Here is a 24,714-nt window from a genome sequence, read left to right as displayed (position 1 = left end):
CGCGGTGGGCGCGGAATATCGTGCACGAATCACCGGAGGAGGAAACATCATGGACCGCATTGACACGCACCACCACATGGTCCCGCCGGACTATCGAAAGGCATTGGACAAGGCGGGCATTGCCGACGCCGGCGGGAGGGCGATGCCGGACTGGACTCCGGACGCGTCCCTGGACGCGATGGGCCGACTGGGCGTCGCCACCGCCATCCTGTCGGTGTCCGCGCCGGGCACGACGATGCTGCCGGCCGCCGCCGACGCGGCCGCGCTGGCCCGTGATGTGAACGACTACAGCGCCGAACTGATTGCCGCCCAGCCGGATCGGTTCGGGTTCTTCGCCACACTGCCGATGCCACACCTGGATGCCTCCGTCAACGAAGCCGTGCGCGCACTCGACGAATTGACTGCAGACGGGGTGTTCCTGCTGGCCAACAGCGCGGGTACCTATGTCGGCGCGCAGGGTCAGGACGCGTTGTTCGCGGAGCTCGACAAGCGATCGGCCGTGGTGTTCATCCACCCGGCCGAGTTGCCCGGCCCCGTCATCGACGGCGTGCTGCCGTTCGCCGCCGACTTCCTACTGGACACCAGCCGCGCGGCGTATCTGCTGGTACGCAACGGCATTCGCCGTCGCTACCCCAACATCCGCTTCATCCTGAGCCATGCCGGTGGCTTCGTCCCATACGCGTCCTACCGGATGGCGATGGGCATCACGAGTGACGTCGGCGGCAGCCCGGCTGACCACCTCGATGACTTCGCGAGCTTCTATTTCGACACCGCGCTGTCGTCCACGGCGGCCGCGCTGCCGTCGCTGCTGGCGTTCGCCAAGCCTGGCCACGTGACATTCGGTTCGGACTTCCCGTTCGCGCCGGTCGAGGTCAGTCAGCTGTACGCGGCCGGGCTCGAGACATACGGGGGACTGGACGACGCCGGGCGTCGCGAGATCGACCGCACCAATGCGCTGGCGCTGTTCCCGCGGCTGGGCTCCGTTGCCCCGCCGGCTGCCCCGTCGGTGGTCGAGCAGGCGCAGCATGCCGCGAGTCGGGTGGTGATGCGGGGAGTGACCCGGTTGCTGACGCGGTAGCGCCTAGAGATTCCCGACTTCCAGTTCGAGGTGCTCCGCGTATTTCGCCTGTGCCGCTTCGCGTTTGCCCGGCAGCCATTCCGTCGGCCACAGCTCGTCGGTGCCGGTGTAGTCCCGGAGCACCTGCTTGGCGACGGTGACCTTGTGGACCTCGGTCGGTCCGTCGGCGAGCCCCATCACGGCGGCGCCGGCAACCATACCGAGGAACGGCACCTCGTTGGTGACCCCGAGTGCGCCGTGAATTTGCATTGCGCGCCAGGCGATGTCGTGCAGCACCGTCGGCATCACGACCTTGACGGCGGCGATGTCCTTGCGGACCTTCTTGTAGTCGTTGTACTTGTCGATCTTCCACGCCGTGTGCAGCACGAACAGCCGGAACTGTTGCAGCTGCGCCCACGAGTCGGCGATGTAGCCCTGCACGGCCTGCTTGTCGGCCAGTAGGCTGCCGGCGGTGTGTCGCGACAGCGCGCGCTCACACATCATGTCGAGGGCCTTCTGCGCCAGCCCGATGGTGCGCATCGCGTGGTGGATCCGTCCGCCGCCGAGGCGGGTCTGCGCGATGACGAAGGCCTGGCCCTCGCCGCCGAGGACGGCCGAATTCGGTACGCGCACATTGTCGTAATGGATCAGCGCGTGCGAGCCGTGGCCGTCGGATTCCCCATAGATGGCCGAGTTGCGGATGATGTTGACGCCCGGCGTGTCGGTCGGCACGAGGAACATCGACATGCCCTGGTAGGGACTGACGTCGGGGTTGGTCACCACCATGACGATCAGGAACGTGGACGTCGAGGCGTTGGACGAGAAGAACTTGTACCCGTTGATGACCCAGTCGTCGCCGTCGCGGACCGCGGAGGTCGTGAACTGCGTGGGGTCGGCGCCGCCCTGCGGTTCGGTCATCGAGTAGCAGGAGAAGACCTCGCCGTTCAGCAACGGCCGTAGGTACTGCTCCTTCTGCTCCGGGGTGCCGTAGTGCGCGATGATCTCGGCGTTGCCGGTGTCGGGCGCCTGACAGCCGAAGATGATGGGCGCCCACTGCGACCGGCCCAGAATCTCGTTGAGCAGCGCCAGTTTCAGCTGCCCGTAGCCCTGCCCGCCGAGTTCGGGGCCAAGGTGCGTGGCCCACAAGCCTTTTCGGCGCACCTGTTCCTTGAGCGGATCGACGACCCGGCGCCGGGTCTCGTCGAGCGCGGTGTACTGCAGGTGCGGCCAGATGAGGTCGAGTGGCTCGACTTCGTCGCGCACGAAGGCGTCGGCCCAGTCGAGGAGTTCCTGGAACTCCGGATCGGTTTCGAAATCCCAAGCCATCCGGCCTCCTTCAGTTCAGCCACGCGGCAGAAACGCACCCGTCTCTGTTTAACGCACAGGGACAGGTTTGGGAACGGCCGCGAGGATTATGCGCTCGCCAACGAATAGGTGTTGGCGAGGTTGTCCTGCGTGACGTGCGCGGCCTCGGTCGTGGTGTCGATGCGCAGCGGGCTGGTCAGCGTCGAGGTCCGGTAGCTCCAGCCGTCGGGCAGCTGCAGCCGCGTGCCCAATCCGGGCAGGTCCGCCAGCGACAGCGCCGGGTCGACCGTCTGGCTCCACGACTGCATGACCCAGCGCTGCCCGTGCGGGTCGAGCAGCTCGAAGACCGGCCGCCCGGCGCCGAACACGAACACCGTGCGGCGGCTGACCTTGTTCACGCTGAAGGGCGCCGGGTTCATCGACGACAGTTCGACCGTCGCCTGCTGCAGCATCTCGATGCCGCCGAACGTCCTCTTCTCGCCGACGTCGTCGCGGGTTTTGACGATCTCGCTCATCAGCCAGTAGCGCGGGCCGTTGAGCAAAGCGGCGGCGACGCCGCTCTCCTCGGCGAGGGCCCGCGGATCGAGCGCGGACCACGCGTCGTGCGGGCAGTCGTTCAGCGGGAAGGTGTTGAACACCGCGACCTGCGGCCCCGTCGGCGTCTGGGAGACCAGCAGCACCTCGCCGTAGCGCTTGCCGAAGGTGTCGGCCGAAGAATTTTCCACACCGTCAACGCTACGGCCGAAATCGGGCGGAAAGTGCCCGATTCGTCCCATTTTGTGGGAGGTCGGAGGCCTTTTTTGGCCACCGCTATGGATAGAAGTTTGGTTAGCTAGGTATATTTCGCGCGACAGTGATTTTGTAACGCCGACGAGCTCCATTTCCGTGGACCTGGCGGGCCTGACGGAAGGGTGCCCCGAGTGAGTGCCACCAACACCGAGCGATCCAAGATCGGCCACCTGATCTGGGTGCTCGCGGTGCCGATCGTGATCGGCTGGTTCCTGCTCAACGTCGCCACCAACACGCTGGTCCCGCCGCTGGAGAAGGTCGGTGAGGAGCACACCGTCGGGCTGAGCGCCCAGGACGGCCCGGCGATGATCGCGATGAAGCAGATCGGCGCGAACTTCCAGGAGTTCGACTCCGACAGCAACGCCATGATCGTCCTCGAAGGCGACCAGCCGCTCGGCGCCGAGGCACACCACTACTACGACGGTCTCGTCGCGAAGCTGACCGCCAACACCGCGCACGTCGAGCACGTCGCGGACTTCTGGAGTGACCCCCTGACGGCCGTCGGCTCGCAGAGCGCCGACGGCAAGGCCGCGTACGTTCAGGTCTACCTGCGTGGCAATCAGGGCGAGACGAAAGCCAACGACTCCGTCGCCTCGGTCCGGCAGATCGTCGCCGACTCGAAACCGCCGGCCGGGCTCCATGTCTACGTCACCGGCGGCGCGCCGCTGGTGTCGGACCAGCACCACGCCGGCGACAAGAGCGTCACCAAGGTCACGCTCATCACCCTGGTGGTGATCGCCGTGATGCTGCTGTTCGTCTACCGGTCGATCATGACGATGATCCTGACCCTGCTGATGGTGTTCCTCGAGCTCGGCGCCGCCCGCGGCGTCGTCGCGTTCCTGGCCGATACCAATGTCATCGGCCTCTCGACGTTCGCGGTGAACCTGCTGACGCTGATGGTGATCGCCGCCGGCACCGACTACGCCATCTTCGCCATCGGCCGCTACCAGGAAGCGCGCGGCGACGGAGAAGACCGGGTGCAGGCCTACGACACCATGTTCCGCGGGACCGCGCATGTGGTGCTGGGCTCCGGCCTGACCATCGCCGGCGCCATGCTGTGTCTGAGCTTCACGCGGCTGCCGTACTTCCAGACCATGGGCGTGCCCTGCGCGATCGGCACCCTCGTCGCCGTCCTCGCGGCACTGACGCTCGGGCCCGCCGTCATCAAGATCGGTAGCCGCTTCGGGCGCTTCGAACCCAAGCGCGCCATCCACTCCCGCGGCTGGCGTCGTGTCGGTGTTCTGGTGGTGCGCTGGCCGGGACCCGTGCTCGTCGCGACGCTGGCGCTCGCGCTCGTCGGACTGGTGACGCTGCCCGGCTACAAGACCAACTACGACGCGCGCCGCTACGTCCCGGCCGATCTGACCGCCAACGTCGGATACGCCGCCGCGGAAAGGCATTTCAGCGCCTCGCGGATGAACCCCGAGCTGCTGATGGTGCAGAGCGACCACGATCTGCGGAACTCGGCCGACTTCCTGGTGATCAACAAGATCGCCCGGGCCATCGTGCACACCCCGGGTGTCGCGCGGGTGCAGACGATCACCCGCCCCGACGGAAAACCCATCAAGCACACCACGATTCCGTTCATCATGGGCATGCAGGCCGTCACCTCGAAGATGACGGAGAAGTACCAGCTGGACTCGATGGCCAACATGCTGCAGCAGGCCAACGACATGCAGGTCAGCATCGACACGATGACCAAGATGCAGGCCATCACCACGCAGATGGCCGCCACGACGCACGACATGTCGATGAAGACCGCCAACATGGCGCTCGACGTCGCTGACCTGCGTGACCACATCTCCGATTTCGACGACTTCCTGCGGCCCATCCGGAACTACCTGTACTGGGAACCGCACTGCTACGACATCCCGATGTGCTGGTCCACGCGGGCGCTGTTCGACACCCTCGACGGCATCGACGTCATGACCGACGACATCCAGACGCTCGTCCCGGATCTGATGAAGATGGACAAGCTGACGGCCGAGATGGTCACGGTGATGCCGCCTCAGATCGAGGTCATGAAGGACATGAAGCAGTACATGCTGTCCATGTATCAGACCCAGAAGGGTCAGGTGGATCAGCGTGCGGCGTCGTCGGACAACGCGGCGGCGATGGGCGAGGCATTCGACAACTCGCTCAACGACGATTCCTTCTATCTGCCGCCGGAAGCCTTCGACAACAAGGACTTCAAGCGCGGCATGAAGAACTTCATCTCGCCGGACGGCAAGTCGGTGCGCTTCATCATCCAGCACGAGGGTGACCCGGCGACGCCGGAGGGCATCGCCCATGTCGACCCGATCAAGCAGGCCGCCAAGGAAGCCATCAAAGGCACGCCGCTGGAGGGCTCCAAGATCTACCTGGCCGGTACCGCCGCCACGTACAAGGACATGCACGACGGCGCGCAGTACGACCTGATGATCGCCGGAATTGCCGCGGTGTCACTGATTTTCGTCATCATGCTGCTCATCACCCGGAGCATGGTGGCGGCGGGCGTGATCGTCGGCACCGTGCTGCTGTCGCTGGGTGCGTCGTTCGGCATGTCAGTTCTGTTGTGGCAGCACCTCGTCGGCCTCGAGCTGCACTGGATGGTGCTGCCGATGTCGGTGATCCTGTTGCTCGCCGTGGGCTCCGACTACAACCTGCTGCTGGTGTCCCGGTTCAAGGAAGAGCTGCCGGGCGGCTTGAAGACAGGCATCATCCGTTCGATGGCGGGCACCGGATCGGTCGTCACTTCGGCGGGTCTGGTCTTCGCGGCCACCATGGCGTCCTTCGCCTTCAGCGACCTGAAGGTCATGGCACAGGTCGGTACCACCATCGCGCTGGGCCTGCTGTTCGACACCCTGATCGTCCGGTCGTTCATGACACCGGCCATCGCGGCGCTGCTGGGCAAGTGGTTCTGGTGGCCCAAGCGCGTCCGCCACGAGGCCTCCGAGCGGCGACTGGCGGCCATCGGGATTCAGCCGGCGGCTGCGGGTAAGTAGCTCGTGATGAGCTCCGCGGCCATCTGACGGGCCAGCACGATGGGCGCCGCCGACCGCTCGAGTTTCGACGCGGTGAGGGCGCCGTCGTAGATCAGCTGGATGCGCTGGGCGACCGCCGAGGCGTCGGTCACCTCGGCGTCCTGTAGCAGCTCGCTCAGCAGCCCGCGCATCCACAACCGGTGTGCCCGTACCGGTTCCAGGGTGTCGCCGGGGAATTCGGTGGCCGCGTTGGTGTAGAGACAGCCCCGGAACTGGCGCTTGCGTGCCGCGGCGGCCGCGAGGTCGAAGAACGCCAGCAGCTTGTCCACCGGGCCGGCGATGCCGGAAGTCTTCGATTCCCAGCGGTTGCGATCAGCCTGATCCAATCGGTTCAGGTACGCGATCACCAACGCGTCCTTCGACCCGTACGAGCTGTAGAGGCTGGCCTTGGCGACCCCCGCCTCACGCAGGATCGTGTCGATGCCGACGGCGCGAATTCCTTGTGCGGCAAAGAGATTCGATGCGGTGTCGAGCAGCCGCTGGGCTGGCCCGGCGGTGTCGGTGCGGGGCGCCGGCCGGTCCGGGCGGCGGGTGCGGGTCGCGCTCATGTCTGCACCATAGCGGAGAACCGTCGATAGACAGACCGGTCTGTTCATGCGAGCGTCGTGATGTCATCGACGCCCGACGAACAGGAACACACCGTGACGCTGTACCTCTACGAAATCGCAGGACTGCCCGGCCGGGCCGAGGTCGACCAGGCCATCAAGACGCTCGACGCCGAAGTGCACCGGGCCGGCGGCGAACTCATCGAGGCACAGGTCACCGCTCAGCACCGGCTGTTCGTGGTGGCGGAGCTCGCCGGCGGTCCGCTGCAGATCGACGCGTCGTCGGTCGGGGCCACCGAACTGACCGGTCCGCATGAAGTGCGACTGGTCGGTGCGGAACTGGACCAGCTGAAAGCCGTCCGTCCGACGGCCGGGTACCTGGTCGAGTGGGACCTGCCCGCCGACCTGGACATGGAGAGCTACCTGAGCCGCAAGAAGGCCAACGCGCCGAAATACGCGGAGGTGCCCGAGGTCAGCTTCCTGCGCACCTACGTGCGCGTCGACATGGACAAGTGCCTGTGTTTCTACGACGCGCCGGACGAGGACGCGGTACGGCGGGCGCGCGTGGCGGTGCAGACCCCGATTGATCGGTTGTACGGACTGGAAAGTGGTGGGCAATGACGACTCTGGTGTCCGACGACGTCGCGACCAGACTGGCGGAAGTCACGGCCGGGGTGGACGCCCGGGCCGGTGACCTGGACGCCGGACGCACCGACGTCCGTGACGATCTGCGCGCCCTCGGCGCTGCCGGATTGTTCGGGCTGCCAGACCTGCCCGACACCGTGCGGGTGATCGAGCAGGTGTCGGCGGTGAGCCTCGCCGCCGGGTTCTCCGCCTGGGCACACCAGATGGCGATTCACTACCTCGCCGACCGGCCGGACCTGTCGGAGACGTTGCTCACCGCACACCGCCCGGGTGTGACGGCCATGGCGGCCGGTCTGAAGCACGTCGCTGGCCTCGGGCAGCTCCCGATCTTCGCCGGCGAGACGCGTCGTGGTCTGCGGCTCAACGGACCAATCCGCTGGGCATCCAACGTCTTTGACGATGCGTTGATCGTCCTGCCGGCACGGACCGTCACGGGCCGCCTGTACGTCGTGGCCGTCGACGTGCGCGCGGTCGGCGTGGTGGTCGACCCGGCGCCCACGCTGATGGCCCTGGGGAGTACCCGGTCGACGTCGCTGCGCCTGGAAGAGGTCGAGGTGAACGCGGACCGCATCATCAGCGCCGACCTCACCGCGTTCGTCCGCGGGATCAAGCCGACGTTCCTGCTGCTGCAAACCGCGTTCTGCGTCGGCGTCACCGGGGCGGCGCTGACCGCGGCCGGCCGGGCGACCGATGCACTGGCCGCCCAATTCGACGGCGACCTCGCCGACCTGGTGGCGCGCGCCGAGGACAACCGCCGGCGGCTCTACGAATTCGCCTCGGCGCCAGGGGAAGCCAACTTGGCCGACGTGATCCGGCTACGACTGGACGCCGCCAATGTCGCGGTGGGAGCGACCCGCCTGGAATCGGCCCTGGCCGGTGGTCAGGGCTATCGCGCGGGGACGGCCGCCAACCGCCGGTTCCGCGAAGCAGCCTTTCTGCCCGTGCAATCACCATCGGAAGGACAACTCAGGTGGGAACTGAAGCAGTTCGGATAACCGCGGGCACCAAGAGATTTGGCGACAGCGTCGTCCTCGACGCAATCGATCTCGCCATCGAGTCAGGGGAGTTCGTCGCGGTGCTCGGGCGTAGCGGCAGCGGGAAATCGACGCTGCTGCGGGTGCTGGCGGGGCTGGAATCGCTGAGCTCGGGAACCGTCAGCTGGCCCGCCGGCGGCGAGCGTCCGCACATCGGAGTCGTTTTCCAGGACGCGCTGCTGTTGCCGTGGCTCTCGGTGCAGGGCAACGTGTCCTACGCGCGGCGATTCGCACACCGGCGCAAGGGATTCGACGCGGACTATGCGGCAGAGCTGATGCGGCGTTTCGGCGTCGACGGGCTGGCCGACCGCTATCCCGACCAGCTGTCCGGCGGTCAGGCCCAGCGGGTGGCCATCCTGCGCGCCGTGGCGACCAGGCCGCAGTTGCTCCTGCTCGACGAACCGTTCAGCGCGCTGGACCCCGCGACACGTGCCGACCTGCAGCAGTGGCTGACCACGCTCACCACCGAATTGGGTGTGACGGTGCTGCTGGTAACGCATGACGTCGAAGAAGCGCTGAGCCTGGCGCAGCGCGTCGTGCTGCTGGCCGACGGCGGACGGATTCAGCGTCAATGGCGCCTGGGGGAGGCGGACCAGTCGGGTCTGCGTGACGAGATCCTCAGCCATTACCGGGTTTCCGAACTGTGGGTGGCATGAGCCGGCTGCTGATCTCCCGGCGGCACGCACTGATCGCCGCGGCAGCGGCTGCCGGTGGCGCCTTCGGCCTGGCCGACCTGGCGCACAGTGCCACGACCGATTCGGCCGCCGGCGGGCCGCTGCGCGTGGGCTATCTGCCGATCACGGACGCCGCACCGCTGTTGATGGCGCACTCCGCGGGTCTGTATCCGGCCGGTGTCGGCAAGCCGGTGCTGTTCCGGAGTTGGGCGGCGCTGGGCGAGGCATTCCTGAACCGTCAACTCGACGTCGTGCACCTGCTGATGCCGATGGCGGTGCAGCTGCGCTACGCGCTCGGCGGCGGTGTTCGGGTACTCGGGTGGAACCACACCAACGGCTCGGCACTGACGGTCGCACCGCACATCCGGGAGCTGCCGGACCTTGCGGGTTCGCAGCTGGCAATCCCGTTCTGGTGGTCGATCCACAACATCGTGCTGCAGAAGCTGTTGCGGGCCAACGGATTGCAACCGGTGATCCGCCGCTCGGCGTCACGGGCCGACCGCACCGTCGAACTCGTCGTGATGAGCCCGTCGGACATGGTGCCGGCACTGGCCACCGGCACCATCGCCGGCTACGTGGTGGCCGACCCGTTCAACGCGATGGCCCAGACCAAGAAGATCGGGCGCATCCACACCTTCCTCGGCGACGTGTGGCGCGACCATGCCTGCTGCGCCCTGGTGACCCGCGACGACGTCATCGCCAGTCGACCTGCCGCCGTGCAACAGCTCACGGACGCGGTGGTGACGGCGCAACTCGCGCTGTCGAACGATCGGAAGGCGGCCGCGGCGAAACTCGGCGGCGGGCGGTACCTGCCTCAGCCGGTACCGGCGATCACGCTCGCGATGACGTATCCCACAGCGCCCTACCCGCTGCGGCACCCGGAGTGGCAGCCCCAGCGGCTCGGCTTCCAGCCGTTCCCGTTCCCGAGCTTCACCGATGAACTCGTGACGGCCATGCGCGACACCGTCATCGACGGCGACCGGCGATTCCTGGAGCGGCTGGACCCCGCCACCGTGCACAGCGACCTGGTCGACGACACCTTCGTCCGTAATGCCATTCAGGCCCATGGCGGTCCGGCCGCCTTCGGCCTCAGCGGCGATTACACCCGAACCGAGCAATTGGAGCTGTCATGACCACCACCACACCCGCCCGCTCGGTGATCGATCCGCCGGCGGCAGTGCGCCGTTGGGCCCCGCCGGTCGGCGCCGTCGTCGTCGCGGTCGGCCTCTGGTGGCTGACGACCACCGTTCTGTCCGCTCCGCATTCCCTGCTGCGGCAGGCCGCACCGCAGCGCGTCGCGCCCGCCGTCGTCGACCTGTTCTCCCGCGGCGTGCTGCTGCCCGACATCGGGATCAGCCTGTGGCGCTTGGTGATCGGCCTGGCGGTGGCGGTCGTCATCGGCATTCCCGCCGGCCTGCTGCTCGGACTCAGCGGCACGGCCGAGCGAGCGGCGGCGCCGCTCGTCCAGTTCGTCCGGATGATCTCGCCGCTGTCGTGGGCTCCGATCGCCGTCGCGGTGTTCGGCATCGGCAACGAGCCGGTGATCTTCCTGATCGCGGTGGCGGCCGTGTGGCCCGTGCTGATCAACACCGTGGCCGGCGTGCGCGCTGTCGACCCGGGCTTCCTGGACGTGGCGCGGTCGTTCCACGCCACCCGGTGGGAACTGATCACCGCTGTGGTGCTGCCGGCGATCCGGGGGCAGCTGCAGACCGGCGTGCGGGTGGCGCTGGGCATCGCCTGGGTGGTGCTGGTCCCGGCGGAAATGCTCGGCGTGCGTTCGGGTCTGGGCTACCAGGTGCTCAACGCCCGCGACCAGCTGGCCTACGACCAGGTCGTGGCAGTGATCGTGGTGATCGGTGCGCTGGGTTTCCTGCTGGATGTCGTCGCCCGGCGGCTGACTTCCCCGGAGCGGCCAGGGGGCGCGCGCTGACGGCGCTAAGGTGGCGCGGTGACTCTCTCGGCGATCGTGACGGTGCCCGCGGCCCTGGCACCGGCCGACTTCACCGCGCCGATCGCCGGTGCACCGGCACTGGTGCGGGCCGTGCGGGCAGTGCGTGACGTGGCGCCGGTAACGGTGGTGGCCGCCGATGGATTGGCCGCCGCCGCAACGGAATGCCTTGCGGCTCATGGCCTCGGCGATGTGTCCGTGCGTACCGGACCCGAGCCCTTCGCCGAGGCGCATGCGGTGCTGCTGCACGACGTCCGTTACCCGCTCGCTCCCGCCGATCTGGCCGCACGTGTGGCGGCGGGGCTGACCGAACACGACGTCGTCCTACCAGTCCTGCCGATGACCGACAGTGTGAAAAGCGTTGCCGCAGAGGGCATCGTGCTGGGCAATGTGGACCGGTCGGAGCTCGTCACCGCGCAGTACCCGCGGGCGTTCTCGGCGGCGGCCCTGGCTCTGGGCGCAGATCCCGAGGACCTCGCGGCGCTGACGGGCGCCGGCCTGAAGGTCGGCACGGTCGACGGCGATCCCAACGCCTTCGTCGCCGACCTCACGCACGATCGGGAACTGCTTGATGCGATCGTCAGCGCCGGCTGAGCAGGCGCTCGGCGACCTGCACATCGTGCGCGAAGGTCACCTTGAAGTTCTGGGCCGATCCGGCGATCGCGTGGACCTCGAGGTCGGTGAAGCGCTCCACACACGACGAGGTGTCGGTGCCCTCGAAACCGGCGGCGGCCGCGTCCTGATACGCCTGCCACAGCGGCGCGGCGCGGAAGGCCTGCGGCGTCTGCACCCGGACCAGCGACTGCTCGATGGCGCCGAGGCCATCCTCGGTCAGGCGCAACACGTCACCCGCCGGCAGCACCGGAATGGCCCCGCCCCGCTCCCGTGCCGTGGTGACGGCGGTGTCCATCAGCGCGGCACCGGCCAGCGGGCGGGCGGCGTCGTGGATCAGCACCACGTCGACGGCGCCGGCATCGATGTCCGCCGCGAGGTAGCTCAGCACGTTGTGTTCGGAGCCGTGCCGGGTGTCGCCGCCCTCGACGAATTCGACTGGGGTGTCGGGGAGTTCGTCGGCCATGAGCCGCACCACCTGGTCGCGTTCACCCCGCCGGAACACCAGGATGGTGCGGGCGACCTCGGGGCTGGCAGCCACGGCGGCCACCGACCACGCCACCATGCTGCGGCCCGACAGTTGCAGGTAGGCCTTGTTGCCGTCGGCCCCGACGCGCGATCCGATGCCGGCGGCAAGGACGACGCCGACGGCGATCGGGGGAGCGGACACGTCTTCACGGTAGTGGGACGCCGGCGGGGATCTGCGGCAGGCTTACCGTGATGCGGCCCGGACGGGGCCAGGATCGTTGAAGGGACACGGCATGGATGGGACGCACCAGGACGCGCCCGACCCACACAACAAGGTGCGCGCGCATCGACTGACCCCGATGCGGGGCCGCGATCCGCACGAAAGGCACCGCGTCGCCACTCCGCTGGAGCTGCTGTTCGACCTGACCTTCGTCGTCGCGTTCGGGGTCGCGGCGTCGGAACTGTCGCACATGCTGGCCGCGGGCCACGTCGGCGCCGGCATCACGGGCTTCGTGTTCTCCACCTTCGCGATCTGCCTGGCGTGGATCAACTTCACCTGGTTCGCCTCGGCGTACGACACCGACGACTGGGTGTTCCGGTTGATGACCATGATCGAGATGGTCGGCGTACTGGTCCTGGCACTCGGCCTGCCCGCGTTCTACGCCTCGATCGAGCACGGCCACCACGTCGACAACGCGGTGCTGGTCGCCGGTTACGTCGTGATGCGAATTGCGTTGGTGGGCCAGTGGTTACGGGCCGCGAAGCAGGACCCGTCGCGGCGTGCGGCGGCGATGACGTACGTCTGGATCGTGGCGGTGGTCCAGGTGGGCTGGGTCGGCACCGTGTTCCTGCCGACGAGTGTGCCGGTGACACTGGGTTGCTGGGTGCTGCTGGCGCTCATCGAGCTGGGCGGTCCGATGATCGCCGAGACCAAGTGCGGCGGCACCCCGTGGCACGCGCACCACATCGCCGAGCGCTACGGACTGCTGGCGATCATCGCCCTCGGCGAGGGTGTCGTCGGGACGGTCGCCTCGCTGTCGGCTGTCGTCGGCGAGCACGGCTGGTCGTGGGACGCGGTGCTGCTGGCGATCGCGGGCACGGCCCTGACCTTCGGCATGTGGTGGGTGTACTTCATGGTGCCGTCGGCCGACGCCCTGCACGCGCACCGCGAGCGGGGCTTCTGGTTCGGGTATTTGCACATGCCGGTGTACGGCGCCATCGTCGCGACCGGTGCCGGCCTGCACACCGCCGCGTACTACATCCAGCACCACTCGGCGCTGGGATCGGTGGCCACGGTGCTCAGCGTGGTGATCCCGGTCGGCGTCTACATCGCGTTGGTCTACGTGCTGTACGCGCTGATGCTGCGCTCGGTGGATGCCCTGCACCTGCTGCTGGTGGTGCTGACCGCGGTGGTCCTGATCGCAACGGTGGTCCTCGCGGCCGTCGGGGTGCCGATGGCGCTCTGCCTCCTGGTGGCCAGCCTGGCGCCGGCGGTGAGCGTGGCTGGGTTCGAGATCATCGGGCACCGGCACGTCGCCGAGGCGGTCGCGCGCCAAACGTGAGCGCCGAGCGTGAAGACGATGGCGAGCAATCGCGAAATTTTGACGATCTTCTTCACGTCGGGTGGGTCAGGATTGCACTGGTGTGGCTAACGGGCCGGAAGTGGTAGCTGTCATATCCTGAGACGCGTGGCAATTTCGCGTCGTGACCTGCTGAAATACGCTGCAGCTGCGCCGGCCGCGGTCGGCCTCGGCGCCGGATTGCAATCGGTACTGGGCGCGACCACCGCCTCGGCAGCCCCCTACGGAGTGTTGCTGGACTACGCGGCAGGGGTGATCAGCGCGTCCGACATCCGGTCGGCCGGGGCGCTGGGCGCCATCCGGTATGTGTCGGACCGCCGGCCGGGCGGGGCGTGGATGCTCGGCAAGCCCATCGAGCTGCCGGAGGCGCGCGATCTCTACAAGGGCGGCCTGAAGATCGTCTCCTGTTACCAGTACGGCAAGGAGTCGACGGCCGACTGGCTGGGCGGGCACGCCGCCGGCGTGCAGCATGCCCAGCGCGGGTTCGCATTGCACACCGCGGCGGGCGGCCCGGTCGGGGCGCCGATCTACGCGTCGATCGACGACGATCCGACTCCGGAGCAGTACAAAGCACAAGTTGCGCCCTACCTGCGCGGCTGGGAATCAGTGCTGGGGCACCGGCGGGTCGGCGTGTATGCCAACTCCAAGACCATCGAGTGGGCCGTGCAGGACGGCTTGGGGTCGTACTTCTGGCAGCACAACTGGGGCTCGCCCGGTGGGACCGCGCATCCGGCGGCCGCACTGCATCAGGTCGAGATCGACAAACGCCATGTCGGGGGAGTCGGCGTCGACATCAACCACATCCTCAAGCCGCGCTTCGGGCAGTGGGACTGACGGGCGCGCAGATTACCGCTCAGTAGTTAGCTGGCGGCCAGCTCTAAGAAAACGAGATGAAACCGCAGCAAATGGCGGCGCGGTAACTTACCGCCTATATAGACACACAGACCGTCATTGTCGAGTGTTTTCTGGAACGGGTCTTTTCCTACTCATTAGTAAGGTCCGGCACCGTCACAAGCATGGTCACGATTTGATAACAATACCGCTTTGATCAGCGATGTTGTTACTACTCGACCGTAACCAGCCGCCAACAGGACGTTTGTCCTGTTGGGTACGGGCAGTCCCACGACGCGGTGTTACCCGCGTAGGTGGTTACCGATCCGTAGAACTCGTTGGTAACCATTTCCGGCAGAAAAACGCCGCGAATCTTATGACACTCTTAGTGCAGTCGGCCCGGCTCTCAGGCACCCGAAAAACGGGCGCCAGACGTAGCACGGGCCTCACGTGATCCGACGTCGCATCGCGTTGCCCCAGGGCCGACTACCAAGACCAAGCACCTGACCGGTTCGCGCGGCAAAGACGAGAGGGACGCATGACGATCAACGAGCACCGCAATGTGACCAGTGGCAACACCGAGGCGGTGGCGGCGAGCGCCCATGCTCTCGTGGACCTGCTGAACGCCGGCGAGCCGTATGCCGTCGCGTTCGGTGGTCAGGGTGCCTCGTGGCTGGAGAACCTCGAAGAGCTCGTCAGCTCGGCCGGCATCGAATCCGAGCTCAGCGAGATCGTCGGCGAAGCGGCCCTGCTGCTGGAGCCCGTCGCGCGCGAGCTCGTCGTCGTGCGACCCATCGGCTTCGAGCCCATGCAGTGGGTGCGCGCCCTCGCCGCCGACGAGCCGCTGCCGTCGGCCAAGCAGCTGACCACCGCCGCCATCTCCGGGCCCGGCATCCTGCTGGCCCAGATGGCCGCCATCCGCGCCGTCCAGCGTCAGGGCCTCGACCTGGCCGGCACCCCGCCGGTCGCCGTCGCCGGTCACTCGCAGGGCATCATCGCCGCCGAGGCGCTCAAGGCCAACGGCACCCGCGACGCCGAACTCCTCGCGCTCCTCCAGCTCATCGGTGCCGCCGGTTCGCTCGTCTCGCGCCGTCGCGGCATGGTCGGTCGCGGTGACAAGTCGCCGATGGTGTCGGTCACCAACGTCGACCCCGAGCGCATCGCCGAACTGCTCGAAGACTTCTCCAAGGACGTCCGCACCGTCCTGCCGCCCGTCCTGTCGATCCGCAACGGCCGCCGCAGCGTCGTCATCACCGGCACCCCGGAGCAGCTGGCCCGCTTCGAGCTGTACTGCAGCAAGATCACCGAGAAGGACGAGGCCGAGCGCAAGAACAAGCTGCGCGGCGGCGCCGTCTTCAGCCCGGTCTTCCAGGGCGTGCAGGTCGAGGTCGGCTTCCACACCCCGCGCCTGGCCGACGGCATCGAGGTCGTCGACCGCTGGGCCGCCAAGTGTGGTATCGACACCGAGCTGGCCCACGCGATGACCGAGGCCATCTTCGTCAAGCCCATCGACTGGGTCGCCGAAGTCGAGCGCATGCACGACGCCGGTGCCCGCTGGATCATCGACCTCGGCCCGAGCGACACCGTCACCCGCCTGACCTCGCCGATCATCCGCGGCCTCGGCATCGGCATCGTGCCCGCCGCCACCCGCGCCGGCCAGCGTTCGCTGTTCACCGTGGGCGCCGCCCCGGTCGTGCAGCCCGCATGGTCCAGCTTCGCGCCGACCGCCGTCGAGCTGCCCAACGGCGACGTCAAGCTGTCCACCAAGTTCACCCGCCTCACCGGCCGTTCGCCGATCCTGCTGGCCGGTATGACCCCGACGACCGTCGACGCCAAGATCGTCGCCGCGGCCGCCAACGCCGGCCACTGGGCCGAGCTGGCCGGTGGCGGTCAGGTCACCGAGGAGATCTTCGAGAACCGCGTCGCCGAGCTGACCCAGCTCCTCGAGCCGGGCCGCGCCATCCAGTTCAACTCGCTGTTCCTCGACCCGTACCTGTGGAAGCTGCAGCTGGGCGGCAAGCGCATCGTGCAGAAGGCGCGCCAGTCGGGCGCCCCGATCGACGGCGTCGTCGTCACCGCCGGCATCCCCGAGCTCGACGAGGCCGTTGCGCTGATCGATGAGCTGCACGAGATCGGCATCACCAACGTGGTGTTCAAGCCGGGCACCGTGGACCAGATCAAGTCGGTCATCAAGATCGCCGAAGAGGTCCCGGACAAGGAGATCATCGTCCACGTCGAGGGCGGCCGCGCCGGTGGCCACCACTCGTGGGAGGACCTCGACGACCTGCTCGTCAGCACCTACTCGGACCTGCGCAAGCAGGCCAACCTGACCATCTGCGTCGGTGGTGGCATCGGCACGCCCGAGCGCGCCGCCGAGTACCTGTCCGGCCGCTGGGCCGAGACCTACGGCTTCCCGCTGATGCCGGTCGACGGCATCCTGGTCGGCACCGCCGCCATGGCCACCCTCGAGGCCACCACCTCGCCTCAGGTCAAGCAGCTCCTGGTCGACACCAAGGGCACCGATCAGTGGGTCGGCGCCGGTAAGGCCCAGGGCGGCATGGCTTCCGGCCGCAGCCAGCTGGGTGCGGACATCCACGAGATCGACAACACCGCGTCGCGGTGCGGCCGCCTGCTCGACGAGGTCGCCGGTGACGCCGACGCCGTCGCCGAGCGCCGCGACGAGATCATCGCCGCCATGGCCAACACCGCCAAGCCGTACTTCGGTGACGTCGCGGACATGACCTACCAGCAGTGGCTGCAGCGCTACGTCGAGCTCGCGATCGGCGACGGCAGCAGCACCGCCGACACCAAGCGCGACCACTCGCCGTGGCTCGACATCACCTGGCGCGACCGCTTCGAGGAGATGCTGCAGCGCGCCGAGGCCCGCCTGAACCCGGCCGACGCCGGTCGCATCGAGACGCTGTTCCCGGCCACCGCGGAAGGTGAAGCGCTGCTGGAGGATCCGCAGCGCGCCATCGCCGAGCTGCTGGCCCGGTACCCCGAGGCCGAGACCCTGCGCCTGCACCCGGCGGACGTCCCGTTCTTCGTCACGCTGTGCAAGACGCTGGGCAAGCCCGTCAACTTCGTCCCGGTCATCGACAAGGACGTGCGCCGCTGGTGGCGCAGCGACTCGCTGTGGCAGGCCCACGACGCCCGCTACGACGCCGACCAGGTCTGCGTCATCCCCGGCACCGCAGCCGTCGCCGGCATCACGCGCGTCGACGAGCCCGTCGGTGAGCTGCTGGACCGCTTCGAGCAGGCCGCCATCGACGAGGTGCTGGCCGCCGGCGTCAAGCCCGTTCCGGTCGTCTCGCGCCGCCAGGCGCGTGCCGACGTCACCGGCCCGCTGGCCGTCGTCCTCGACTCGCCCGACGTGCTGTGGGCAGGCCGCACCGCCATCAACCCGGTGCACCGCATCGGCGCCCCGAGCGAGTGGCAGGTCAACGAAAACCGTTCGGCGACACACCCTTCCACCGGCTCCCGGCTGGAGCTCGACGGTGACGGTGTCGTCCTGAACGTCCCGCTGTCGGACATCTGGATCGCGATCCGCTTCACGCTGCCGGCCGCCACCGTCAACGGCGGCATGCCCGTCGTCACCACCGAGGACGCCTCGGCCGCCATGCGCGCCGTGCTCGCCATCGCCGCGGGTGCCGACGGCGTCGACGCGCTGCCGACCGTCACCGACAACGTCGCCACCGTCACCGCCGACTGGGACCCCGAAGAGGTCGCCGACCACACCGGCGTCACCGCCACCTTCGGCGCCCCGCTGGCGCCGGGCCTGACCCTGGTGCCCGACGCCCTCGTCGGCCGCTGCTGGCCGGCCGTGTTCTCGGTCATCGGCGCGGCCGTCACCGCCGACGGCATCCCGGTCGTCGAAGGTCTGCTGAGCCTGGTCCACCTGGACCACGCCGCGCACCTGCTGGCCCCGATGCCGGCCGAGAAGGCCGAATTGACCGTCACCGCAACGGCTTCCGCCGCGGTCGACACCGAGGTCGGCCGCGTGGTCCCGGTCTCGGTCAGCATCACCGACGCCGAGGGCACCGAGCTGGCGCGCCTCGAAGAGCGCTTCGCGATCCGTGGCCGCAGCGGTGCCGCCGAGCTGACCGACCCGGTCCGCGCCGGCGGTGCCATCACCGACAACGCCACCGAGACGCCGCGCCGCCGTCGCCGCGACGTCACCGTCACCGCGCCGGTCGACATGAGCGCCTTCGCCGTGGTGTCGGGTGACCACAACCCGATCCACACCGACCGCGCCGCCGCACTGCTGGCCGGCCTGAAATCGCCCATCGTGCACGGCATGTGGCTGTCCGCCGCCGCCCAGCACGTGGTCACCGCCACCGACGGCCGCGCCACCCCGCCGGCCCGCCTGGTCGGCTGGACCTCGCGCTTCCTGGGCATGGTGCTGCCGGGCGACGAGATCGAGTTCCGCGTCGACCGCGTCGGCATCGACCGCGGCGCCGAGATCATCGAGGTCACCGCGAAGGTCGGCGGCGAACTGGTGATGGCCGCGTCGGCTCAGCTGGCCGCGCCCAAGACCGTCTACGCCTTCCCGGGCCAGGGCATCCAGCACAAGGGCATGGGCATGGAGGTCCGCGCCCGCTCCAAGGCCGCCCGCAAGATCTGGGACTCCGCGGACAAGTTCACCCGCGAAACCCTGGGCTTCTCGGTGCTGCACGTGGTCCGGGACAACCCGACCAGCATCATCGCCAGCGGCGTGCACTACCACCACCCGGACGGCGTGCTGTTCCTGACGCAGTTCACCCAGGTGGCCATGGCCACCGTCGCGGCCGCCCAGGTGGCCGAGATGCGCGAGCAGGGTGCGTTCGTCGAGGGCGCCATCGCCTGCGGCCACTCCGTCGGTGAGTACACGGCGCTGGCGTGCGTGTCCGGCGTGTACGAGCTCGAGGCGCTGCTCGAGGTCGTGTTCCACCGCGGCAGCAAGATGCACGACATCGTCCCGCGTGACGCCAAGGGCCGCTCGGACTACCGCCTGGCCGCCATCCGGCCGTCGCAGATCGACCTCGACGACAACGACGTCACCGACTTCGTCGCGGGTATCGCCGAGGAGACCGGTGAGTTCCTGCAGATCGTGAACTTCAACCTGCGTGGTTCGCAGTACGCGATCGCCGGTACCGTCCGCGGCCTCGAGGCCCTGGAGGCCGAGATCGAGCGTCGTCGCGAAATCACCGGTGGCAAGCGCTCGTTCATCCTTGTCCCCGGTATCGACGTGCCGTTCCACTCCGAGGTGCTGCGGGTCGGCGTCGCCGACTTCCGCCGCGCGCTGGACCGCGTCATGCCGCACGGGCAGGACCCGGAGCTGCTGGTCGGCAAGTACATCCCGAACCTGGTGCCGCGGCCCTTCACGCTGGACAAGGACTTCATCCAGGAGATCCGCGACCTGGTCCCGGCCGAGCCTCTCGACGAGATCCTCGCCGACTACGACACCTGGCGTAACGAGAAGCCGTCCGAGCTGATGCGCAAGGTCGTCATGGAGCTCCTGGCCTGGCAGTTCGCCAGCCCGGTGCGCTGGATCGAGACGCAGGACCTGCTGTTCATCGAGGAAGCCGCCGGCGGCCTCGGGGTCGAGCGGTTCGTCGAGGTCGGTGTGAAGACCATGCCGACGGTTGCCGGCCTGGCCACCAACACGCTGAAGCTCCCGGAGTACTCGCACAACACCACCGAGATCCTCAACGTCGAGCGCGACGCCGCGGTGCTGTTCGCGACGGACACCGACCCGGAGCCCGAGGACGAGGCTCCTGCCGCTCCTGCTGCAGCTGCGGAGGCTCCCGCGGAAGCTGTTGCGGCAGCACCGGTTCCGGCCGCCGCTCCGGCGGCGCCCGCTGGTGGCCCCCGTCCGGACGACATCACCTACGACGCCGCCGACGCCACCATGGCGCTCATCGCGCTGTCGGCCAAGATGCGCATCGACCAGATCGAGCCGCTGGACTCAATCGAGTCCATCACCGACGGTGCGTCGTCGCGACGCAACCAGCTGCTCGTCGACCTCGGTTCGGAGCTGAACCTCGGCGCCATCGACGGTGCCGCGGAAGCCGACCTGGCCGGCCTGAAGGGACAGGTCACCAAGCTGGCCCGTACCTACAAGCCGTTCGGTCCCGTTCTCTCCGACGCGATCAACGACCAGCTGCGCACGGTGCTCGGCCCCTCGGGCAAGCGTCCGGCGTACATCGCCGAGCGTGTCAGCAAGGCCTGGGAACTGGGCCCCGGCTGGGCCAAGCACGTCACCGCCGAGGTCGCGCTGGGCACCCGTGAGGGCAGCAGCGTCCGTGGCGGCGAGATGGGCGGCCTGCACTCCGGTGCACTGGCCGACGCCGGCGCCGTCGACAAGGTCATCGACGCGGCCGTCGCCGCCGTGGCCGCCCGTAAGGGCATCGCCGTGTCACTGCCGTCCGCCGGCGGTGCCGGTGGCGGTGTGGTCGACTCGGCCGCGCTCAACGAGTTCGCCGAGAAGGTCACCGGCCCCAACGGTGTGCTGGCCGGCGCCGCCCGGTTGATCCTGGGCGAGCTGGGTCTGCAGACGCCGGTGTCCGCGCCGGACGCCACCGACTCCGAGCTGATCGACCTCGTGACCGCCGAATTGGGTTCGGACTGGCCGCGTTTGGTGGCTCCGTCGTTCGACGCCCGCAAGGCCGTGCTGTTCGACGACCGCTGGGCCAGCGCCCGTGAGGACCTGGCACGCATCTGGCTGCTCGAAGAGGACGACGTCAACCGCGACTGGGCCAAGCTCTCCGAGAGCTTCGAAGGTGCCGGGCACGTGGTGGCCACGCAGGCCAGCTGGTGGCAGGGCAAGGCGCTCGCCGCCGGCCGCACCCTCCACGCCGCGCTGTACGGCCGCGCGGCCGCCGGTGCGGAGAACCCGGAGAAGGGCCGCTACGCCAACGAGGTCGCGGTCGTCACCGGTGCCTCCAAGGGCTCGATCGCGTCGTCCGTGGTGGGCCAGCTGCTCGCCGGTGGCGCCTCGGTCATCGCGACCACGTCCAAGCTGGACGACGACCGGTTGGCGTTCTACCGGACGCTGTACCGCGACAACGCCCGCTTCGGTGCCCAGTTGTGGGTCGTGCCCGCAAACATGGCCTCCTACAGCGACATTGACGCGCTGGTCGAGTGGGTCGGCAACGAGCAGGTCGAGAACCTCGGCCCCAAGGCCATCCACCTCAAGGACGCGCAGACCCCGACGCTGCTGTTCCCGTTCGCCGCACCGCGCGTCGCCGGGGACCTGTCGGAGGCCGGCTCCCGTGCCGAGATGGAGATGAAGGTCCTGCTGTGGGCCGTGCAGCGGCTCATCGGTGGGCTCTCGCACATCGGCTCCGAGCGTGACATCGCGTCGCGTCTGCACGTGGTGCTGCCGGGTTCGCCAAACCGCGGCATGTTCGGTGGCGACGGCGCCTACGGCGAGTCGAAGGCTGCGCTCGACGCGGTCGTCGCCCGCTGGAAGGCGGAAACCTCGTGGTCGCAGCGAGTTTCGCTGGCGCACGCGCTGATCGGCTGGACCAAGGGCACCGGCCTGATGGGCCACAACGACGCCATCGTCGGTGCTGTCGAGGAAGCCGGTGTCATCACGTACACCACCGACGAGATGGCTTCCATGCTGCTGAACCTGTGCAGCATCGACGCCAAGGTGTCGGCCGCCCGTGAGCCCATCCAGGTCGACCTGACCGGTGGCCTCGGCGACATCGAGCTCGACATGGCCGAGCTGGCCGCCAAGGCCCGCGAGGAGATGGTGGCCGAAGCTGCTGTCGACGAGGAGGACCTCGAAGGCACCATCTCGGCGCTGCCCTCGCCGCCGCGGGGCTACCAGGCCGCGCCGGCTCCGGAGTGGGCCGACCTCGACATCGACCCGGCCGACATGGTCGTGCTGGTGTCCGGTGCCGAACTCGGCCCGTACGGCTCGTCGCGCACCCGCTTCGAGATGGAGGTCTCCGGCGAGCTGTCGGCCGCGGGCGTCCTGGAGCTGGCCTGGACCACCGGTCTGGTCAAGTGGGAAGACGACCCGAAGCCGGGCTGGTACGACACCAACACCGGTGAGCTGGTCGACGAGTCCGAGCTGGTCGAGCGCTACCACGACATCGTGCTGGAGCGCGTCGGCATCCGCGAGTGGGTGGACGACGGCGCTATCGACCCCGATCACGCTGCGCCGCTGCTGGTTTCGGTGTTCCTCGACAAGGACTTCTCCTTCGTCGTGTCCGCCGAGGCCGACGCCCGGGCGTTCCACCAGTTCGATCCGGAGCACACCGTCATCGCGCCGGTGCCGGACAGCAGCGACTGGCAGGTCACCCGCAAGGCCGGTACCGAGATCCGCGTGCCGCGCAAGGTCAAGCTGTCGCGGACCGTCGGCGCCCAGGTGCCGACCGGCTTCGACCCGCAGGTCTACGGCGTCACGCCGGACATGGCCAGCTCGATCGACCGCCTGGCGCTGTGGAACCTGGTCACCACCGTGGACGCGTTCCTGTCGGCCGGCTTCTCGCCGGAAGAGCTGATGCGCTGGGTGCACCCGAGCCTCGTGGCCTCCACGCAGGGCACCGGTATGGGCGGCATGACCTCGATGCAGACCATGTACCACGGCAACCTGCTGGGCCGGAACAAGCCGAACGACATCCTGCAGGAAGTCCTGCCGAACGTCTTCGCCGGTCACGTCGTGCAGTCGTACATCGGTAGCTACGGCGCGATGATCCACCCGGTGGGCGCGTGCGCCACCGCGGCGGTGTCGGTCGAAGAGGGCGTCGACAAGATCCGTTTGGGCAAGGCCGAATTCGTGGTCGCCGGTGGTTACGACGACCTGACGCTGGAAGCCATCATCGGCTTCGGCGACATGTCGGCCACCGCCGAGACCGCGATGATGCGGGCCCGCGGCATCAGCGACTCGAAGTTCTCGCGTGCCAACGACCGTCGTCGCCTCGGCTTCGTCGAAGGCCAGGGCGGTGGCACCGTCCTGCTGGCCCGTGGTGACCTCGCGGTGAAGATGGGCCTGCCCATCCAGGCCGTCGTCGCCTACGTGTCGTCGTTCGGTGACGGTGTGCACACCTCGATCCCGGCTCCGGGCCTGGGTGCGCTGGGTGCCGGCCGTGGTGGACGTCAGTCGCAGCTGGTGCGCGACCTGGCCAAGCTGGGCGTCACCCCGGACGACATCGCGGTGATCTCCAAGCACGACACCTCGACGCTGGCCAACGACCCCAACGAGACCGAGCTGCACGAGCGGCTCGCCGCCTCGATGGGCCGGTCCCCGGGCAACCCGCTGTTCATCGTCAGCCAGAAGAGCCTGACCGGACACAGCAAGGGTGGCGCTGCGGCGTTCCAGATGCTGGGTCTGTGCCAGATTCTGCGCGACGGCGTCATCCCGCCGAACCGCAGCCTGGACTGCGTCGACGACGAGCTGTCCAACGCACAGCACTTCGTGTGGGTCCGCGAGACGCTGAAGTTCGGCGACCGCCTGCCGATCAAGGCCGGTCTGGTGACCAGCCTCGGCTTCGGTCACGTGTCGGGCCTCATCGCCCTGGTGCACCCGCAGGCGCTGGTGGCGGCTCTCGATCCGGCCGAGCGCGAGGACTACCTCCGCCGTGCCGGTGAGCGGGTCCTGGCCGGTCAGCACCGGTTGGCGTCGGCGATCGCCGGTGGGCGCCCGCTGTACGAGAAGCCGGCCGACCGTCGCTTCAACCACGATGCGCCGGAGAAGCGTCAGGAAGCCGACATGCTGCTCGACGCCGATGCGCGCCTGGGCGAGGACGGGTGGTACGCCCGCTCGTGAGGCCTTCTGAGGTATCGGGATTGGGTCCGCTAGGTTGTTGCCCATGAGCATCCTGGGTGTGGGCATCGACCTGGTCTCGATTCCGGATTTCGCCGAGCAGGTCGACCAGCCGGGCACCGTCTTCGCGGAGACGTTCACCCCAGGGGAGCGCCGTGACGCCGCCGACAAGAGTTCGTCGGCGGCACGGCACCTGGCGGCCCGCTGGGCGGCCAAGGAGGCCGTGATCAAGGCGTGGTCGGGCTCGCGGTTCTCGAAGCGCCCGGTGCTGCCCGAGGGCATCCACCGCGACATCGAGGTCGTCACCGACATGTGGGGCCGGCCCAAGGTGCGGCTGTCCGGCGAGATCGCCGAGCACCTCAAGGGCGTGGCCATCCACGTGTCGCTGACCCACGAAGGCGACACCGCGGCGGCGGTCGCGGTCCTCGAGCAGGACTAGTTTTTCA

General features: G+C 68.5%; 16 protein-coding genes. 12 read left to right on the top strand and 4 right to left on the bottom strand.

Going from position 1 to position 24,714, the window contains the following annotated elements:
- The first annotated feature begins 49 nt into the window (after positions 1-49).
- A complete protein-coding gene (locus ACJH6H_RS19055; protein WP_318985598.1) occupies positions 50-1,078 on the top strand; it encodes an amidohydrolase family protein in 1,029 nt (342 codons plus the stop codon).
- A gap of 3 nt (positions 1,079-1,081) precedes the next feature.
- On the opposite strand, the gene ACJH6H_RS19050 is transcribed toward ACJH6H_RS19055, so the two are convergent.
- A complete protein-coding gene (locus ACJH6H_RS19050; protein ID WP_318985597.1) occupies positions 1,082-2,383 on the bottom strand; it encodes an acyl-CoA dehydrogenase family protein in 1,302 nt (433 codons plus the stop codon).
- Positions 2,384-2,469: 86 nt separating this feature from the next.
- Positions 2,470-3,087, bottom strand: a complete 618-nt coding sequence (locus tag ACJH6H_RS19045; RefSeq protein ID WP_318985596.1) for a hypothetical protein — start codon at positions 3,085-3,087, stop codon at positions 2,470-2,472.
- A gap of 195 nt (positions 3,088-3,282) precedes the next feature.
- Here ACJH6H_RS19045 and ACJH6H_RS19040 point away from each other — a divergent pair, with 195 nt between their 5' ends.
- Positions 3,283-6,135, top strand: a complete 2,853-nt coding sequence (locus ACJH6H_RS19040; protein ID WP_318985595.1) for an MMPL family transporter — start codon at positions 3,283-3,285, stop codon at positions 6,133-6,135.
- Here ACJH6H_RS19040 and ACJH6H_RS19035 read toward each other — a convergent pair.
- Positions 6,111-6,722: a TetR family transcriptional regulator gene (locus ACJH6H_RS19035; RefSeq protein WP_318985594.1), complete on the bottom strand. Its 612-nt coding sequence runs from the start codon at positions 6,720-6,722 to the stop codon at positions 6,111-6,113. The genes ACJH6H_RS19040 and ACJH6H_RS19035 overlap by 25 nt on opposite strands.
- A 93-nt stretch (positions 6,723-6,815) precedes the next feature.
- Here ACJH6H_RS19035 and ACJH6H_RS19030 point away from each other — a divergent pair, with 93 nt between their 5' ends.
- From ACJH6H_RS19030 to ACJH6H_RS19005, 6 genes are read left to right on the top strand one after another with little or no spacing between them, the layout of a single operon-like run.
- Complete coding sequence (locus tag ACJH6H_RS19030; protein WP_318985676.1) at positions 6,816-7,340, top strand: DUF4242 domain-containing protein; 525 nt, start codon at positions 6,816-6,818, stop codon at positions 7,338-7,340.
- Positions 7,337-8,359 (top strand): acyl-CoA dehydrogenase, encoded by a 1,023-nt coding sequence (locus ACJH6H_RS19025; protein WP_406775572.1) that lies wholly within the window; start codon positions 7,337-7,339, stop codon positions 8,357-8,359. The genes ACJH6H_RS19030 and ACJH6H_RS19025 overlap by 4 nt, the downstream gene beginning before the upstream one ends.
- On the top strand, positions 8,335-9,054 hold the full coding sequence (locus tag ACJH6H_RS19020) for an ABC transporter ATP-binding protein (RefSeq protein WP_406775571.1): 720 nt from the start codon (positions 8,335-8,337) through the stop codon (positions 9,052-9,054). Before ACJH6H_RS19025 ends, ACJH6H_RS19020 begins: the two co-directional genes overlap by 25 nt.
- Positions 9,051-10,205, top strand: a complete 1,155-nt coding sequence (locus tag ACJH6H_RS19015; RefSeq protein WP_346415355.1) for an ABC transporter substrate-binding protein — start codon at positions 9,051-9,053, stop codon at positions 10,203-10,205. Before ACJH6H_RS19020 ends, ACJH6H_RS19015 begins: the two co-directional genes overlap by 4 nt.
- Positions 10,202-11,002, top strand: coding sequence for an ABC transporter permease (locus tag ACJH6H_RS19010; RefSeq protein WP_346415354.1), 801 nt, complete (start codon positions 10,202-10,204; stop codon positions 11,000-11,002). Before ACJH6H_RS19015 ends, ACJH6H_RS19010 begins: the two co-directional genes overlap by 4 nt.
- Before the next feature lie 18 nt (positions 11,003-11,020).
- Positions 11,021-11,614 carry a 2-C-methyl-D-erythritol 4-phosphate cytidylyltransferase gene (locus tag ACJH6H_RS19005; protein ID WP_346415353.1) on the top strand — a complete coding sequence of 198 codons (594 nt, stop codon included), beginning with the start codon at positions 11,021-11,023 and terminating at the stop codon, positions 11,612-11,614.
- On the opposite strand, the gene ACJH6H_RS19000 is transcribed toward ACJH6H_RS19005, so the two are convergent.
- Positions 11,601-12,302, bottom strand: a complete 702-nt coding sequence (locus ACJH6H_RS19000; RefSeq protein WP_346415352.1) for a 2-C-methyl-D-erythritol 4-phosphate cytidylyltransferase — start codon at positions 12,300-12,302, stop codon at positions 11,601-11,603. The two genes, ACJH6H_RS19005 and ACJH6H_RS19000, sit on opposite strands and share 14 nt — an antisense overlap.
- A gap of 157 nt (positions 12,303-12,459) precedes the next feature.
- Here ACJH6H_RS19000 and ACJH6H_RS18995 point away from each other — a divergent pair, with 157 nt between their 5' ends.
- The 4 genes from ACJH6H_RS18995 to ACJH6H_RS18980 all read left to right on the top strand — a co-directional run bounded on the left by ACJH6H_RS18995 (position 12,460) and on the right by ACJH6H_RS18980 (position 24,707).
- Positions 12,460-13,662 carry a low temperature requirement protein A gene (locus ACJH6H_RS18995; protein WP_318985675.1) on the top strand — a complete coding sequence of 401 codons (1,203 nt, stop codon included), beginning with the start codon at positions 12,460-12,462 and terminating at the stop codon, positions 13,660-13,662.
- A gap of 126 nt (positions 13,663-13,788) precedes the next feature.
- On the top strand, positions 13,789-14,514 hold the full coding sequence (locus ACJH6H_RS18990; RefSeq protein ID WP_318985588.1) for a DUF1906 domain-containing protein: 726 nt from the start codon (positions 13,789-13,791) through the stop codon (positions 14,512-14,514).
- Positions 14,515-15,049: 535 nt separating this feature from the next.
- Positions 15,050-24,271, top strand: a complete 9,222-nt coding sequence (locus ACJH6H_RS18985) for a fatty acid synthase subunit beta domain-containing protein (RefSeq protein WP_406775570.1) — start codon at positions 15,050-15,052, stop codon at positions 24,269-24,271.
- A gap of 43 nt (positions 24,272-24,314) precedes the next feature.
- Positions 24,315-24,707: a holo-ACP synthase gene (locus ACJH6H_RS18980; RefSeq protein ID WP_020102278.1), complete on the top strand. Its 393-nt coding sequence runs from the start codon at positions 24,315-24,317 to the stop codon at positions 24,705-24,707.
- Positions 24,708-24,714: the final 7 nt, after the last annotated feature.

This window comes from Mycobacterium sp. SMC-21 (assembly GCF_045310825.1).
Taxonomy (GTDB): Bacteria; Actinomycetota; Actinomycetes; order Mycobacteriales; family Mycobacteriaceae; genus Mycobacterium.
Note: the sequence above shows the minus strand (reverse complement) of the source record. Positions and strands in the feature narration are given on the sequence as shown.

What these genes read in the sequence shown, in the direction of transcription:
- ACJH6H_RS19055 (WP_318985598.1), top strand. Translation starts at nt 50, where the DNA reads ATGGACCGCATTGACACGCACCACCACATGGTCCCGCCGGACTATCGA.
- ACJH6H_RS19050 (WP_318985597.1), bottom strand. Translation starts at nt 2,383, where the DNA reads ATGGCTTGGGATTTCGAAACCGATCCGGAGTTCCAGGAACTCCTCGAC.
- ACJH6H_RS19035 (WP_318985594.1), bottom strand. Translation starts at nt 6,722, where the DNA reads ATGAGCGCGACCCGCACCCGCCGCCCGGACCGGCCGGCGCCCCGCACC.
- ACJH6H_RS19025 (WP_406775572.1), top strand. Translation starts at nt 7,337, where the DNA reads ATGACGACTCTGGTGTCCGACGACGTCGCGACCAGACTGGCGGAAGTC.
- ACJH6H_RS19015 (WP_346415355.1), top strand. Translation starts at nt 9,051, where the DNA reads ATGAGCCGGCTGCTGATCTCCCGGCGGCACGCACTGATCGCCGCGGCA.
- ACJH6H_RS19010 (WP_346415354.1), top strand. Translation starts at nt 10,202, where the DNA reads ATGACCACCACCACACCCGCCCGCTCGGTGATCGATCCGCCGGCGGCA.
- ACJH6H_RS18995 (WP_318985675.1), top strand. Translation starts at nt 12,460, where the DNA reads ATGCGGGGCCGCGATCCGCACGAAAGGCACCGCGTCGCCACTCCGCTG.
- ACJH6H_RS18985 (WP_406775570.1), top strand. Translation starts at nt 15,050, where the DNA reads ATGACGATCAACGAGCACCGCAATGTGACCAGTGGCAACACCGAGGCG.
- ACJH6H_RS18980 (WP_020102278.1), top strand. Translation starts at nt 24,315, where the DNA reads ATGAGCATCCTGGGTGTGGGCATCGACCTGGTCTCGATTCCGGATTTC.